This window comes from Lapidilactobacillus concavus DSM 17758 (assembly GCF_001435835.1).
GTDB lineage: Bacteria > Bacillota > Bacilli > Lactobacillales > Lactobacillaceae > Lapidilactobacillus > Lapidilactobacillus concavus.
Genome location: NZ_AZFX01000031.1, coordinates 1 through 15,429 on the forward strand (window position 1 = coordinate 1; position 15,429 = coordinate 15,429).

At 42.0% G+C, this 15,429-nt stretch carries 13 protein-coding genes and 1 riboswitch; of the genes, 6 read left to right on the forward strand and 7 right to left on the reverse strand.

The genetic code is table 11. From position 1 onward, the window contains the following. Positions 1–178: 178 nt before the first annotated feature. Positions 179–301 carry a hypothetical protein gene (locus FC15_RS09395; RefSeq protein WP_268872199.1) on the reverse strand — a complete coding sequence of 41 codons (123 nt, stop codon included), beginning with the start codon at positions 299–301 and terminating at the stop codon, positions 179–181. Between the two features lie 154 nt (positions 302–455). Next, positions 456–1,274: an alpha/beta hydrolase gene (locus FC15_RS02915; RefSeq protein ID WP_201779852.1), complete on the reverse strand. Its 819-nt coding sequence runs from the start codon at positions 1,272–1,274 to the stop codon at positions 456–458. A gap of 136 nt (positions 1,275–1,410) precedes the next feature. On the opposite strand from FC15_RS02915, the gene FC15_RS02920 reads away from it, so the two are divergent. Then, positions 1,411–2,580: a cation:proton antiporter gene (locus FC15_RS02920; RefSeq protein WP_057823805.1), complete on the forward strand. Its 1,170-nt coding sequence runs from the start codon at positions 1,411–1,413 to the stop codon at positions 2,578–2,580. Between the two features lie 120 nt (positions 2,581–2,700). Here the strand turns inward: FC15_RS02920 and FC15_RS02925 are convergent, their stop codons facing one another. The 3 genes from FC15_RS02925 to FC15_RS02935 form a co-directional block, all read right to left on the reverse strand. Beyond that, on the reverse strand, positions 2,701–3,603 hold the full coding sequence (locus tag FC15_RS02925; protein WP_057823808.1) for a cation diffusion facilitator family transporter: 903 nt from the start codon (positions 3,601–3,603) through the stop codon (positions 2,701–2,703). A gap of 196 nt (positions 3,604–3,799) precedes the next feature. Beyond that, positions 3,800–4,249, reverse strand: a complete 450-nt coding sequence (locus tag FC15_RS02930; RefSeq protein WP_057823810.1) for an Hsp20/alpha crystallin family protein — start codon at positions 4,247–4,249, stop codon at positions 3,800–3,802. Positions 4,250–4,353: 104 nt separating this feature from the next. Continuing rightward, positions 4,354–5,247, reverse strand: a complete 894-nt coding sequence (locus tag FC15_RS02935) for a YitT family protein (protein ID WP_057823811.1) — start codon at positions 5,245–5,247, stop codon at positions 4,354–4,356. A gap of 502 nt (positions 5,248–5,749) precedes the next feature. Next, positions 5,750–5,923: riboswitch (Lysine riboswitch) on the forward strand. Positions 5,924–6,083: 160 nt separating this feature from the next. On the opposite strand from FC15_RS02935, the gene FC15_RS02940 reads away from it, so the two are divergent. Continuing rightward, positions 6,084–7,616, forward strand: a complete 1,533-nt coding sequence (locus FC15_RS02940) for an ABC transporter permease subunit (protein WP_235803319.1) — start codon at positions 6,084–6,086, stop codon at positions 7,614–7,616. A gap of 11 nt (positions 7,617–7,627) precedes the next feature. Continuing rightward, entirely contained in the window at positions 7,628–8,368 is a 741-nt protein-coding gene (locus tag FC15_RS02945; protein ID WP_057823815.1) for an amino acid ABC transporter ATP-binding protein, read from the forward strand. A gap of 340 nt (positions 8,369–8,708) precedes the next feature. Here the strand turns inward: FC15_RS02945 and FC15_RS02950 are convergent, their stop codons facing one another. Continuing rightward, positions 8,709–9,260 (reverse strand): TetR/AcrR family transcriptional regulator, encoded by a 552-nt coding sequence (locus FC15_RS02950; protein WP_057823817.1) that lies wholly within the window; start codon positions 9,258–9,260, stop codon positions 8,709–8,711. 337 nt (positions 9,261–9,597) lie between these two features. Here FC15_RS02950 and FC15_RS02955 point away from each other — a divergent pair, with 337 nt between their 5' ends. Both FC15_RS02955 and FC15_RS02960 read left to right on the forward strand, forming a co-directional pair. Then, positions 9,598–11,079 carry a UDP-N-acetylmuramoyl-L-alanyl-D-glutamate--2,6-diaminopimelate ligase gene (locus tag FC15_RS02955; protein WP_057823819.1) on the forward strand — a complete coding sequence of 494 codons (1,482 nt, stop codon included), beginning with the start codon at positions 9,598–9,600 and terminating at the stop codon, positions 11,077–11,079. A 199-nt stretch (positions 11,080–11,278) separates the two neighbouring features. Next, complete coding sequence (locus FC15_RS02960) at positions 11,279–12,532, forward strand: dicarboxylate/amino acid:cation symporter (protein WP_057823825.1); 1,254 nt, start codon at positions 11,279–11,281, stop codon at positions 12,530–12,532. A 126-nt stretch (positions 12,533–12,658) separates the two neighbouring features. Here the strand turns inward: FC15_RS02960 and FC15_RS02965 are convergent, their stop codons facing one another. Next, positions 12,659–13,432 carry a hypothetical protein gene (locus FC15_RS02965; protein ID WP_057823821.1) on the reverse strand — a complete coding sequence of 258 codons (774 nt, stop codon included), beginning with the start codon at positions 13,430–13,432 and terminating at the stop codon, positions 12,659–12,661. A 316-nt stretch (positions 13,433–13,748) separates the two neighbouring features. Here FC15_RS02965 and FC15_RS02970 point away from each other — a divergent pair, with 316 nt between their 5' ends. Further along, positions 13,749–15,290 carry an ABC-F family ATP-binding cassette domain-containing protein gene (locus FC15_RS02970; RefSeq protein WP_057823823.1) on the forward strand — a complete coding sequence of 514 codons (1,542 nt, stop codon included), beginning with the start codon at positions 13,749–13,751 and terminating at the stop codon, positions 15,288–15,290. Positions 15,291–15,429 lie beyond the last annotated feature (139 nt).

Genomic DNA, 15,429 nt, shown 5'->3' on the forward strand with positions numbered 1-15,429 from the left:
ACAAAATGATACGAAGAAGTCTTCTTGTTATTTACACAAACTTCTTGACACTCCCAAAAAAACAAGTCGAATTTTTTCGACTTGTTTTTTAATGGCTATGAATGGTTGTAATAATTAAATAGATCAATGATTTTTTTACCAGCGAATTCTTGGAGTTCTTGATCATCACGTGTGACTTTCACAATTGATAGTAGTCTTCCATATCTGGGACTTCTAATTGCTGAACGGCTACGAAATCTTCTGGTGATTGATACTGGATGGTTCTTTCGGGACCATCGTTCTTAAAAGTTATCGCAAACATACAATCAACTCCCCCTTACTAAATTAATCAGCGGCTTCTGTAGGGAAGCACTGGTCGTATTTATAGTACAACGGGATGAATAGAGCATCTAATGAAAAGGCTTACTGATATGATTATCAGTAAGCCTTCTTGTCAATTATAAGAATGAGGGGTGTTAATCTTCAATTTGGTATTTGACCCAAGTTGCAAATAAGTCTGGCCAGACTTGAACCTCTGGCTGAATCGTTGACTTGGCACCTTGGCGTTGTGTCTCGATATTCGCAAGGCTTAGTCCATGACCACCAGCTGGGAAAATGTGTAGCTCGAAATTGATGTTTTGTTTACGCAATGCTTGTGCGAACATCAATGTATTTTCCATTGGTACCGCACCGTCCGTGAAGGTTGTCCACATAAATGTTTTTGGCGTATCAGCGTTCACTTGATTTTCCATTGATTGTGCGGCGAGCTTTTTGGCATCGTGGAAATCATCACCAAGGAGGTTGACCATCGAACCCCGATGGGTAAATTCGCCACTGGTAATCACTGAATAGGCTAGTAGTAAGCCGTTCGGTTGAATATCAGTTGTTTGATAGCCATAGGCTTTAAAGAACTCGCTTGACCAAAGATTGCCAAGACTGGCAACGATATGACCGCCCGCAGAGAACCCACCGGTAATGATTTCTTGTGGATCAATATGCCATGCTTCAGCGTTTTGACGGACGGTTTTAACAGCTTCGGCAAGTTCGAGTAATGCCGATGGAAAACGTCGCGGTGCAACGCTATAACGCAAAACGAAGGCTTGGAAACCACGTGCAATCATTTGTAACGCAATCGGTTCTGCTTCACGTTCAGAAACGTTCACGAAACCGCCACCCGGACAAATAATGACGGCCGGACGCACTTTGGTTGCATCGATCTCTTCAGAATTATCGATGACATAACTAGTTAAAGTCGCATCTTGAGTGAGTGGTGTACTAAGTTTTTGTTGGATAATTTGCATTTGATCACCTCATGAATTAATTCGTCGATCTGGACGATTCTCGATACTATTATAACATCATTGCCGTACCAAGGCTGAAACCTGAGATATGGTATAATAAAGTTATTATTTTGAAAGTTGGAGGACTATGATGGCATTTATTGAACAGGTGACAATTATTCTGATTACGACGCTAGTTGCCGGATATTTGAGTAATCGAATTGGTATTCCTGCAGTCCTCGGTCAATTAATTGCGGGTATTATTGTCGGTCCCGCAATTTTGAAACTCATCGCCCCAACTAATTTCTTACACGATATGGCAGAAATTGGCGTCATTTTACTTATGTTTGTGGCGGGTTGTGAGAGCGATTTGGATCTCTTGAAGAAATACTTCAAACCTAGCATGTTAGCCGCTGTCTGTGGCATCATTTTACCAATTATTTTCGTTTGGCCACTCGCGTTATTATTCGGCATGAGTACGATGCATGCACTGTTTTTAGGTGTCGTCTTCGCTGCAACCTCTGTTTCTATCTCAATCGTCGTTTTAAAAGAGTTGGGATATATTAACAATCGAGAAGCTAGTACGATTCTGGGCGCAGCTGTGGTTGATGATATCTTAGCCGTCATTGTTTTAAGCTTGATGATGGCATTTGTTGGACAGGAAAAGTTTGATGCAGTGAAGCTATTAAGCCAGTTGGCGTTACAAGCAGTTTTCTTTGTTGGGATATTTGTTGTGATCAAGTGGATTACGCCAATAATCTTTAAAGTTACGCAACAATTGAATGTACAATATAGCACCGTTATAACGTCGTTGATTATTGCATTTGGCTTGGCTTATTTAGCAGAATTAGTCGGCCTTAGCGATGTTGTCGGTGCTTTCTTCGCTGGTATTGCCATTAGTCAAACGCCATATCAACAAAAAGTTGGGCGGGCGGTCGAGGATCTTGGACAAAGTTTATTTATGCCGATTTTTTTCGTGAATATCGGGTTATCGATGAGCTTTAATCATTTTCTCTCGCAAGTTGGGTTTATTATTGCGCTCGTTGCTGTCGCGTTCATCACAAAGGTTATCGGCTGCGGCGGCGCGGTTCGACTCCTTGGGTATGATTTCGATAGTGCATTAGTTGTTGGGACGGGCATGGTTCCTCGAGGCGAAATGGGATTAATCGTTGCACAAATCGGTTTGACGAATCATTTGATGTCACCCACACATTATTCTGCAATTATCATGACGATTATTTTAACGACATTAATTGCACCCATTTTCCTAAAAATGGCGATTAATCGTCAGCACCAGCATCAAAGAAATATTGCAAACTAAACTAAAGACAACCTAGAATGATTAAAAAACAGCGTTATGAATCGGCCAGTGACTCACATTTGTGATTTACTGACGACTTTCATAACGCTGCTTTTGTTGTGTTTCGTCCCAAAATAGGGATTAGACGCTACTATCGGTTAACTCAGGTGAGCATTTTCCTAATTCAACCTGGACGGTAAGATGACAAATATGGAAGTCATCGTTAAGTGCGTGATTCATTTTTGCAATGAATGCATTGTTGTCAGCGAGGTTTGTTCGCACGATGTGAACGGTCATGGCAACTTCTGTCGTGCTCATTCCCCAGACATGTAGGTCGTGTATACTCAGTACGGTTGGATCCGTTAGGATGATTTGTTTGATTTTATCGGTGTCTACACCACTAGGTACGGCGTTTAGCGCTAGGTTGATAGATTGACGAAGCAGGTCCCAAGTGCCAATCAGGATCACGATTGCAATGAGCAAACTGACGGCGGGATCGAGCCATTGCCAGCTGGTGAGAAGGCTAACGAACCCAGCGATGACGACACCGACAGACACACCAGCATCTGCGGCCATGTGTAGAAAGGCGCCGCGAATATTCAGGTCATCTTTCTGATCCATGAGAAATAACCATGCGGTGACGCCGTTAATGATGACACCGATTGCCGCGACGATAATAACGGTCCATCCTGCAATTGGTTGAGGACTGGCGAAACGTTGAATCGCTTCAGCCGCAATGCCACCAATAGCAATCAGCAAGATGACGGCGTTGGCAAGTGCTGCGAGAATGGATGACGATTTATAACCGTATGTTTTATTTTTAGTGGGTTGTTTTTGGGACAGCCAGAGTGCGAACCAGGAAATCAGTAATCCAAGCACATCACTAAGATTGTGGCCAGCGTCGGCTAGGAGTGCTAACGAACTTGCAGAGAATCCTGCGATGGCTTCGATCACGATGAAAATAACGTTTAAACTGACACCGAGTTTAAAAGCATTAGACTTTGCGGTAAAAGTACCTGCAGTAGAATCTGAATGGTGAGACATCATGACACCTTCTTTATATCTATATATGAACATTTATTCATATGTCTTTGGTGTCTATATTATCGCATCATTATTTTTGAAATGCAACGTTTTCACTCACCTGTTTAAAATTAAAAAGCCCGAGGCACTTTTCCAAATTAAAAAAGTGCCTCGGGTTTCTATCTTTTTGAATCGTGGATCGATTGTCTAAATGTAATTACTGAATTTCGATACGATGATCGGACTTTTTCTCTGGCTCAGTCTTTGGCAAGGTGATTTGCAAAACGCCCTTGTTATACTTACCGGTAATTTGATCCGCATTAACGTTCGGTAAACGATATTGACGGACAAATTGACCATAACGGCGTTCACTCATGATCGTATTGCCATCTTTGTCGGCTTGATCAGCGAAGCTATCACGTTTGCCGCTGATTCTTAACACGTCTTGATCGTAGCTTACCTCGATGTCTTTTTTATCGAGTCCTGGTAATTCAACGCTCAATTGGTAGTCTTTGTCAGTTTCCTTGATGTCTGTTTTCAAATCATGTGTTGATTCACTGAGTCCATATAATGTCCGACCTAAGTTGTTAAAGAAGTGGTCATCATTGAACCAGTCATTCAAACCTCCAAATAAATCATTACGACGATTCATTAAATCATTTGCCATAATTTTCTACTTCCTTTCTTTAATTTACAATTACATTTTAGTGCCATTATTGGTTGAATTCAAATAATTAGCACTCGTTTATAAAAAGTGCTAATTAAAATTTTTCAAGGTCTAGCAGGGGGCAGTGACTGTGCTAATTCGGTGGCATAAGTTCGGCCATCAGTCCAAATGCCGCCATGCGCTTCTGTTGTATTAGTGACTAAGATAAAGGCCTCGCTATCAATTCTGCGTATCGTCGTCAACAAATGGTTCAGATCTGGGTTTTCGACGACAACCATCAACATTTCACGATCGTGGCCGGTGTAACCTCCCGTCACGTTGAAAATCGTTTGTGCTTTACCAAGTGAGCCGAGTTTCTCTTTGATTTTTTCTAGGTGATACTCGCTCATTAAGTAGATAATCTTCTTGCGATCAAGACCCGTTTCGATGAAGTTCATGACAATGGTCGTGATAATTTGAGAGGTGATCGCCAGCAACATCGTTTCAAAACCGTTGACGAAAATGTTCGTTGTGCAAATTAAACCGTCGATCATTAATAACGAAGTCGATGTTTTTAACCGAAAATATTTCTTGATGATGAGTGGCGGTACTGTTGTGCCACCGCTAGAGGCATCAATTTGATAGAGAATGGAAAGCCCAACCGCAAAAATCGCACCGCCTGCAACGACAGTCAGAAGTGGATCTTGAACGATTTTTATTTGTGGCGTTATGGCTAAGCATATCGGTAGCAAAACGCTGCCTAGCGCAATTCGAAGTGTGGTCGCTCGACCTAAAAAAATTCCGGCCAAAATGAGCATGACGATATTAATAAGTAAGACGACAAGTGAAAGATTGAAACCTAATGCTGATTCTATTAGAATCCCAATTCCAGTCGCACCGCCAGCGGCAATGCCATGCGGAGCGTAGAATAAATTGATACTGACTGCAATAATTTCGAGCCCTAAAAGCATCAATAATAATTTAACAAAAGTCGAATTTGTTTTTGTAATTCTTGCCATTAAATTCCCCCTTTTAGCCTTGTTAAGCACGTGATTATCATGGCGAAGTGTTGTGCTTGAGATGATTCGTGGGTAGGTGAGTCTGTGATCAAAAAAATGTCAATAAAAAGCAACTATCTGTGGCATCAGTTGAACATGGGAGTGTAACTCATGCGACAGACAGTTGCTATATGAAGCATCGAAGCAAACGATGCAATGAGGTTCATCTGGTTGGCGCTAATTCCGAAAACTTATTTAGTCGGCAGGACAAATTGTGGTGATATTAGTTTGTCCCACAAATCCAATTGTCTCGCGAAATTATGGCTCATCGCAAATGCTGCCTCGCACTTGACTGTCTTGATCAACAAACACACCCTTTCCTGTAACTATTTTTATTATGACAGAACGGTCTGGTCCTTGGCTATTTTTTTGCTTATTAAAACGATAAATAAAATTTATTTATTTTAAAAGGTTGACAGGCTGTAACTTGCGGGTTATCATTACACCATAAAATTTAAAAGCCACAAACAATAGAGGTTGCGAGAGTCACAGAATTCAGGGAGTGTCCAAACACGTTGAACTGAAACTCTAGGATGATCGCCGAAATCAACTTATTTTTGGAAGTAGGTTGGTTGGGACAAGTGTGAATAATGCTTGGACTGTCCTAACGAATTCGTTAGGGAGCGCTATGATTTTGGGATAAGTCTATTAAGATAAATTTATTCAGATAAGAAATTATGGTAAAGACCTTTATTGAATGTTTTTAACGTTCAGTAAGGGTCTTTTTTGTGGACATGATGGAGGGATTCTTTATGCATCAGCGTCGCAATTTTTGGGTTATAGGAATTGTTTTATTGATGGCATGGATTTTCATGCCAAGCGCAGTCACACATGCGGCTGATAACACGTTCAAGGTTGGCATGGAGGCAGGTTATCCACCATTCAACTGGACACAGAATGATGCAAGCCACGGTGCCGTCAAGATTCAGGGGACATTAACCTACGCAGGTGGCTACGATGTACAGATGGCTAAAAAAGTTGCAAAGGCTTTAGGCAAGAAGCTAGTCGTCGTTAAGACCGAGTGGGACGGACTTTCACCGGCGCTGACATCGGGTAAAATCGACGCAATTATTGCGGGAATGTCGCCAACGCCAGAACGGCGGAAGGCCATCGACTTTACTGACACATATTACAAATCAAAATTGGTTATTATTGTTCGCAAGGATAGCAAATACGCCAATGTGAATGATCTAAAAGATTTTAAGAATGCAAAATTAACGGCACAACTGAATACTTTTCATTATACGGCCTTGGATCAAATCAAAGGTGCAATCAAAGAGCCAGCAATGAAAGACTTTCCATCAATGCGTGTTGCACTGGAGTCTGGTACGATTGATGGCTATATTTCAGAAAAGCCAGAGGGTATTAGTGTGACGATGGCTAATCCGAATGTCAAAATGATTCAGTTGAAGGGTAGTCATGGGTTTAAAACCAATCCTGAAGATACCGATCTCGCAATTGGTGTTCGTAAGGGTGACGATGACAAAGTTAAGATCAATCAAGAATTAGCAAAAATTTCTCAGTCTGAACGCGACGATTTAATGGAACAAGCCGTTGCGCAACAACCGCAATCGAGTGGCAAACAAGAAAACTGGTTCGTGGCCATCTTTAGACAATATGGCGGCATGCTACTTCGTGGGACTGGCATCACCTTATTGATCTCAATGGTCGGTACCATTGTTGGTTTCGTGATTGGTCTGTTAGTCGGTATCATTCGGACGATTCCTCGGAGCGGAAGTGCTTTGCGTCGCGGCGTGTTAAAGGTGATCAATTGGTTATTATCTGTTTATATTGAAGTCTTTCGTGGTACACCAATGATTGTTCAAGCGGCTGTTCTTTATTACGGTGCGGCACAAGCATTCGGCTGGAATATGGATCGTTTGGTTGCAGCACTCGTTATCGTATCAATCAATACTGGTGCTTACCTTGCAGAAATCATGCGTGGTGGTATCATCTCCGTCAACCAGGGTCAATTCGAAGCGGCACATGCTTTAGGAATGACGCACCTACAAACGATGAATAAGATTATTCTGCCGCAGGCGATTCGCAATAGTTTGCCAGCGGTGACGAATGAATTTGTAATCAATATCAAGGATACTTCGGTGTTGAGTATCATTTCTGTTTCTGAATTATTCTTCTCGGGCTCCACAATAGCGGGACAGAACTTCCAGTTCTTCCACACCTATCTGATTATCTGCTTGATCTACTTGATCTTAACCTTCACGATCACACGGATTCTACGATTGATCGAGAGAAAAATGGATGGCCCTCAAAACTACAATTTGATGGCTAATCAAGATCAAATTTCGACACCAACGGTTCAGGACTAGGAGGTTATGGCATGACGAATTTATTAGAAGTTCAACATTTAGAAAAAACGTTTGGTGAACACCAAGTTTTAAAAGATATTAATCTACAAGTCGAGCCTGGCGAAGTTTTATCGATTATTGGGTCATCGGGTTCGGGTAAATCGACGTTATTACGCTGTATTAATTTGTTGGAGCAGCCTACCAATGGTGTTATTCAATTCCATGGTGAGAATATTTTAACTCCGAAGTTTGACGTTGCCACTTATCGCGCAAAAGTTGGTATGGTTTTTCAATCTTTCAACTTGTTCAATAATTTAAATGTTTTGCAGAATTGCACAGTTGGACAAACGACAGTTCTGCATCGTGACGCTATAACGGCGAAGAAAATTGCGCTTGAACAATTGGAGAAGGTTGGCATGGCCCCTTACGTTAATGCTAAACCTGCACAGCTATCTGGCGGTCAAATGCAACGTGTCGGGATTGCGCGAGCTGTCTCGATGAGTCCGGAAATTTTATTATTCGATGAACCGACATCAGCACTTGATCCGGAAATGGTTGATGATGTTCTAGATTCGATGCGGGCACTCGCACATACGGGTCTAACAATGATCTTGGTGACGCATGAGATGGCATTCGCACGCGATATTTCCGACCACGTTGTGTTTATGGATCAGGGCGTGATTGCGGAAGAAGGTACCGCAGAACAGATCTTCAGTCACCCGCAGGAAGAGCGGACACAAGCATTCCTGAAACGCTATTTGAACCGTGTCTAACTATTAATGAACTCAAAAAAACGACTGTCACATGAGTTTGAAGTGGCAGTCGTTTTGTGTAAACTAAACTTGTGAGTGAATTGATTGAAATAGGACAAAAAAAGAGCAACGATAATAAATTACCGTTGCCACCAACTGACGCTCAAGAACGAATTCACTTAACACAAGGGGGGGAGATTCATTAGGGTTAACTTTCATCGTCAGAGACATCACTATTGAGAAGTCCTATTACTTCCAAAAGTTATAATAGCATATCCCTTAGCTTCCGTCACTACTAAAAACAAGAAAAAATGAAAAAATTTGCATTATTTTGCAAAGATTGTAAAAATGTTTATTATTTTCAGAGTTTGGGTGAATAATGCTTGATATCATCAACAAATCTCGAAAATTTATGGGCAATTTCATCGGGTGTTATTTGATAACCGTTTGCGATCCAATCGACTAGCGTGCCTGCACAACCATATCCAAAGAATTCGGCATAAAATTGACGATCATAAGCGGACAAACGATGATCAGAGTTAATTTCTGCTAGCAGATCAAGTAGGCGAGCTTGGACAATTTTCGAAAAGGTGAGCAACAGTGTGTTCTGGTCACTGACAGAGGTGTTCGTGTAGAACTTACGGTGCTCATAAATGGAATTAAACATCTTTTCAGTTTGCTCAAGCCAGTTATCCAGCCCGGAATGGTCTTTATCCAAGTAAAAGAAACTCAATTCTTGATAGGTATATGCCAGTAAATCATATTTATCTGTGAAGTGATAATAGAAACTTTGACGGTGCATACCAACTTTACGGGTAATCTGACTAATGGTAATTTTGTTGAAATCCTGCGTTTCAGCAAGTTCGATCATTGAATTCATGAAAGCATGTTTAATAATCATATCATGGCCCATTGTGAATTGACCTCCTACAATAGTGCGTGTGATATCTCGCATAATGATGCCTTTATTTTACTCGTTGTCAGGGGATTTGACTAGGAGACGTCAATCGAATCTGTCAGAAAACGGTGACAACAGTAAGAACGTGAAAAAAGTATGATAATTATCGTGGATTATTATGAAAAGACTGAGTCATTTTCAAGTGGCATGAGCAGCCTAAGAAGTTTTGATGAATAAAGGATGATTTTACTTAAATAAGAGAGAATTGGCGGCTTAAATAAGGTATACTTTAACTATTACGACAGCCAAGCGTGTGATAACACAAACTTGGCCATTTTTTGGAGATGAGTAGATGAAAATTTCTGATTGCGCGTCAATTTTACAAACGAGTCATCGAGATCAACAGATTTTAGCAGCTAGTAACTTTGAATTAACTGATTTAACTCAAAATACTAAGACGGTTCAACCGGGAAGTTGTTTTGTGGCCATTAAAGGCGGTCATTTCGATGGACATGAACATATTCAAGAAGTTGTGGATTCGGGTGCAAAGCTAATTATTGTAGAACGTCCAGTTGAGTTTGCCGGTGATGCACTGGTTGTGATGGTGCCGAGTACCTATAAGGCTTTAGCACAATTAAGCGCTCGTTATTTTGGCGATCCAAGCCACCAATTGACGATGTTTGGTGTGACTGGCACGAATGGTAAGACCACGATTACGCATTTGATCGACCAGATTATGGAAGATCATGGTGTACAGACTGGGATTATCGGTACGATGTACAGCAAAGTTGGGACTAAAAAACTGCCCGCTGTCAACACCACCCCTGAACCATTAACTGCACAGCGTACGCTTAGCGAGATGGTTGCCGCTGATGATCAAGCCTGCGCGATGGAAGTTTCGTCCATTGCGTTGGTGCAGGGACGTGCCTGGGGGATCGATTTTGATACAGCGGTCTTCACGAATTTAACTGAAGATCACTTGGATTATCATAAGACCTTCGAGAACTATTTTGACGCAAAGGCACTGCTGTTCTCACAATTAGGCAACAGCTATCACGCAGGCGACAAGACGAAAACCGCCGTGATTAACATTGATGACCCACACGGCAAGCGATTGCTGGATAAGACGGCTGCCAATATCATCACGTATGGGACTAAAGGTGAAGGGATTCTCCAAGCTAAAAATATTCAGGTCACTAATAAAGGAACCGAATTCGAACTGCAAATTTACGATGAAACGTATCCTGTTCATTTACAGCTGATGGGCAATTTCAACGTCTATAATGCTTTGGCAGCATTTGGTGCATGCTATGAACACGACTTGACCCCAGAAGAAATTATCAAATCATTGGAATCGGTTAAGGGCGTTCGCGGCCGATTCCAAGTTGTCCCTAATGACCGTGATGTCACGGTGATCGTCGATTATGCGCATACGCCAGATGGTCTTGAAAATGTTCTGAGTACCATCAATGCGTTTGCTAAACAGCGTGTCTTCTGCGTTGTGGGTTGCGGTGGTGACCGTGAGACGACCAAGCGTCCAATTATGGGACGGATTGCTGTTGAGCATTCAACGGATGCTGTGCTGACATCAGATAATCCAAGAACGGAAGATCCAGACAAGATCCTTGATCAAGTTGTTTCAGAGCTTGCACCAGACACGTATACGCGTTTGACCGATCGTCGTGCGGCCATCAACTATGCTTTGGAACAGGCACAAGCTGGTGATGTCGTCTTGATTGCGGGTAAGGGTCATGAAGATTATCAGATCATTGGCACCGTGAAACATCATTTTGATGACGTTGAGGTCGTCAATGATTATTTCGCGCAACACTAGTGACTTCTGAACAGGCTGATGACTGAAGTTATCAACAACCATTAGCAGATTATTCGTTTAAAGCGTCAATTTGGTAGAACTTATTTAAATAGTCGTTTAATTGTTGTAAGGTGGCGTTGCCTGAACATGGACGCGCCACTTTTTAATGGAAATGAATGGCGATGGGCAATTAATTATTGGTAATTGGGAGAGAAAGTTAATGAAAAATTTTTGGAAAAATTATCGTGGGACACTATTGATTTTGCTAGGCCTAGTCTTAGGGGGTATTGCTGGCGCCGTTTGGGGGACTAAGGTTGATGTTGTCAAACCATTAGGCGATTTGTTCTTAAATCTAATGTATATGATTTTGATTCCGTTGGTATTCTTCAGTATTTCATCATCGATTGCGGGCATGCAAGAGGTTAAACGGCTAGGTAAGATTCTGGGAATCACAGTGGCTGTATTCTTGGGGACAGCGCTCGTGTCTGCCGTGTTGGGTTATTTATGCGTACTCATCTTTAAACCAATCCAGGGTATCGATATGTCTAATGTGAAGCAGTTGATGGGCAATGTTAAAGGCGCCAGCGGAACAAAAACGTCTGCTTTGGCACAAATTGTTGCCACTTTTACCGTAGATGACTTTAGTAAAATTTTGTCGAAGAGTAATATGCTCTCGTTGATCGTTGTCGCTATCCTCGTGGGGATCGCGACTGCTGCGTCTGGCCAGGCGGCCGAACCATTTGCCAAGCTGCTCAATGCTGGGAACGTCGTCACAATGCGAATCGTTAAGTATATCATGTATTACGCACCGATTGGATTGGGCTGTTTCTTCGCAACGGTCATTGGCAATCTTGGTGCTGAAATGGTCGGTGGCTATTTACGAACTTTGTTAATCTATGTTGGTTATAGTTTGTTCTATTTCTTCGTTGTGATGAGTGGTTATGCTTATCTGTCTGCGGGTCATTCAGGCTTCAAGGCTTTTTGGCGAAATATTAGTGTGCCGGCAATTACAGCAATTGCAACAAGTTCTTCAGCTGCCTCGATTCCCGTCAATTTGGAATATACGAAGAAAATCGGTGTGACCGCCGATATTGCGGATACAGTCATTCCCCTCGGCGCTAACACACATAAGGATGGCTCCGTGGTTGGCGGAATTTTAAAAACAACATTCCTGTTTGTGCTTTTTGGACGAGATATTGCTACTTTCCAAAACGCAGTAATCATTATTGCGGTTGGCTTTTTGGTGGGGGTCGTAATGAGTGCCATTCCGGGTGGTGGTTTTGTTGCAGAGACAGTCATCATTACCATCTTCGGTTTTCCAATGACGGCCTTGCCATTGATCTTGATCATTAGTGAGATTATCGATATTCCTGCCACACTATTGAATTCGACCAGCAATATCACCTCGAGCATGTTAATTACACGTTTCGTTGAAGGCAAAAATTGGTTGAGTAAAGCAATGAGGTCGCGTTAAAGATTAAAAACTGATTTAAGTGATCATTGAGTTAGGGCGACTGATCAAGTGAACGGCGATGTAAGAAAGGAGCACCCACTAAGTTTAGTGGATGCTCCTTTTGTCATGATATTCAGTTGTGTGTGATTAGCCGACGACAGTAACTGTTGCAGACAAGATACCTGCTGCAGGAATCTGGCTGTTTGGCCAAGCGACGTCTAATTGGTAAGGATTGCTGTAAGCAAAGGTTCCTGTATCATTAACGGTACGATAAATGGTTTGACCATTAGACATCGAGATTCTTAAGCGAGTGCCACGAGGGAAAACGCTGAGGTTGGCAGCAACGCCACCATAACCCATGCTTGAACCTAATACGGCTGGATCATAAAAACTGATTTTGAAAGTACGTGAAGTGCTGGATGAAGACGTTGTTGTTCGTGTACTTGTGGTTGTCGTTCTGCGAGCGGCTGTCTGTACCGCGGCACGACGTTGAGCTGCAGCTTGAGCAGCACGTTGTTGAGCGGCCTTTGCAGCAGCACGTTGTTGAGCGGCCGCCTTTGCAGCTGCGGCTTTTTTGGCTTCTTCAGCTGCTTTCTTTGCAGCGGCAGCTTTTGCGGCTGCTGCCTTTTGGCGAGCAATTTCATCTTGCTTCTTTTGAAGAGCCAATTGTTCTGCGGTAATCGCAGTTTTGTGGGCAATTCGTTCTTGTGCCTGAGCGGTCTGTTTCTCTTCAAGAACTAGCGTACGTGCTAGCGTGACGCGTTTAACAGACTCTTTTGAAGGATAGTAAACTGTTGCGTTTGCTTGATCTGTTGGTGCGGCGATGACCACGTTCAAGTTTGTGAAGAACATGGTGGCGAGAATCGTGAAAGTAAAAATCACGCGTATCATTAGGCTATTGCTTTGTTTCGATTTAGTCAAAGTAGTTCGCTCCTTTTGAAGAAAAGTGATTTTCTTAACCGTCCAACAGCATAACATGCCAATATAACAGACCAATACCAGAAATATTACAATCTCGGCGACGCATTGAAATTTTGTTATCTTATTGCAATATAAGCTAGATTTTGTCATCTGAGCGAAATAAACAGGAGCTCCCGTAATATTTCATGTCGTTATTTAACTTTCAAGTTAACCGCGATTACGGCGACTTTTCTGGAAACACGTGTCATTTAATGGTATGATTTGTTTCATTGTATTTCGTTTGTCGTGCTTTTTGTCGGATTGAGGAGATTGATTCATGAGTATTTTAACAGTGACGAATTTGAGTCACGCATTTGTAGATAAGACATTATATGAAGATGCTAACTTTAAGATTGAGCAACAAGACCATATGGGAATCGTTGGTCAGAACGGTGTCGGTAAGAGTACCTTGATTAAGATTCTGACGGGTAAATTATTGCCAGACGAAGGCAAGGTTGTTTGGCAGAAGAACACTGACGTCGGTTATTTGGATCAGTATGCAAACTTGACGCCAGGAATGACGATTCACGATTTCTTGGAGACCGCTTATGCAGATCTGTTTGACATCGAAACAAAAATGAACCACTTATATGAAGATTACGCAACAAATCTAGATGACGATCTCCTTGAAAAGGCCGGCAAAATGCAGACGCTCTTGGAGGAGTCAGGCTTCTATGAGATTGAAACAGAGATTCTGCGTGTATCGAGTGGCTTGGGATTAGATGATATTGGACTTGACCATGATGTTTCTCAGTTAAGTGGTGGACAGCGTTCCAAAGTTATTTTGACCAAATTACTTTTGCAGCAGCCCAATATGTTGGTGCTCGATGAGCCGACGAACTATTTAGATACCAAACACATTGATTGGTTAGTAGACTACTTGAATGATTTCGCTGGCGCTTTTTTGGTTATTTCTCATGATTATGATTTCTTAGAGCGGATCACGAATTGTATTCTCGACATTGAATTTGGAAAAATCACGCGATATACAGGTGATCTGAAGACGGCTTTTCGCCAAAAAGAAGCCGATGCATTAGCTTATCGTCGTGCTTATTCGAAGCAGCAAGAACAGATCGCAAAGAGTAAGGCGTATATTCGTCGTTTCAAAGCTGGGACACGAGCTAAGTCTGCCAAGAGCCGTGAGAAACAGTTGGAGCATCTTGATGTGTTAAAGAAACCAGATCATTTGTCACAATCATCTATTCAGTTTCGCTATCAGCCTACTGAGAGTCGAATGCTAATTACAACAACTGATCTTTATTTTGGCTACGATCACGCTTTGAATAAGTTGCCATTAGATATTTCAATTGCAGGCAATGAAAAGATTCTTGTTTCAGGTTATAACGGTATTGGGAAGTCGACATTCTTGAAGACGATTCTGGGGATGCTTCCTAAGATCGATGGCGAGATCGATTATTCGCCAACACTAAAAATTGCCTATTATGATCAGAGCCTGAAGTGGCCGCACAAGTTAGAGACCCCTTTGCAATATATGCAAAATGCCTTTGAATTGGAGAAACCCAAAGTCCTCCGCCAATATTTGGCGAAGACTGGATTGACTTCTCAACAGGTTTTATCACCTCTTGTTGATCTTTCCGGTGGTGAGCAGGCGAAGGTTAAATTAGCTGAAGTAATGACGAAGCCTGCGAACTTGCTTATTCTTGATGAACCAACCAACCATTTGGACGATTCCACCAAGGCGGCATTGAATGAAGGAATTCAGAATTTTGAGGGCGCCGTACTTCTGGTCACTCATGAAACCAATTTTTATGATGAATCTTGGCTCGATAAGGTTATCGACATCGAGAAACTCCAGTAATAACAAGGCTTTAAACGCATTTCAATTTTTTGAAAGAAAGTTGTTGACATTAATTTTGAGGATGTGCTATACTAATTGAGTTGCTGTTACAACAACTTGTTAAAACAAAGCTGTTAAGACGGTAGCTAGTAGGCCTTTG

Bases quoted from the DNA above. Each gene is read 5' to 3' on its own strand.
- FC15_RS09395 (WP_268872199.1), bottom strand. From the start codon at position 301: ATGTTTGCGATAACTTTTAAGAACGATGGTCCCGAAAGAACCATCCAG.
- FC15_RS02920 (WP_057823805.1), top strand. From the start codon at position 1,411: ATGGCATTTATTGAACAGGTGACAATTATTCTGATTACGACGCTAGTT.
- FC15_RS02925 (WP_057823808.1), bottom strand. From the start codon at position 3,603: ATGTCTCACCATTCAGATTCTACTGCAGGTACTTTTACCGCAAAGTCT.
- FC15_RS02930 (WP_057823810.1), bottom strand. From the start codon at position 4,249: ATGGCAAATGATTTAATGAATCGTCGTAATGATTTATTTGGAGGTTTG.
- FC15_RS02935 (WP_057823811.1), bottom strand. From the start codon at position 5,247: ATGGCAAGAATTACAAAAACAAATTCGACTTTTGTTAAATTATTATTG.
- FC15_RS02940 (WP_235803319.1), top strand. From the start codon at position 6,084: ATGGCATGGATTTTCATGCCAAGCGCAGTCACACATGCGGCTGATAAC.
- FC15_RS02945 (WP_057823815.1), top strand. From the start codon at position 7,628: ATGACGAATTTATTAGAAGTTCAACATTTAGAAAAAACGTTTGGTGAA.
- FC15_RS02950 (WP_057823817.1), bottom strand. From the start codon at position 9,260: ATGGGCCATGATATGATTATTAAACATGCTTTCATGAATTCAATGATC.
- FC15_RS02955 (WP_057823819.1), top strand. From the start codon at position 9,598: ATGAAAATTTCTGATTGCGCGTCAATTTTACAAACGAGTCATCGAGAT.
- FC15_RS02960 (WP_057823825.1), top strand. From the start codon at position 11,279: ATGAAAAATTTTTGGAAAAATTATCGTGGGACACTATTGATTTTGCTA.
- FC15_RS02970 (WP_057823823.1), top strand. From the start codon at position 13,749: ATGAGTATTTTAACAGTGACGAATTTGAGTCACGCATTTGTAGATAAG.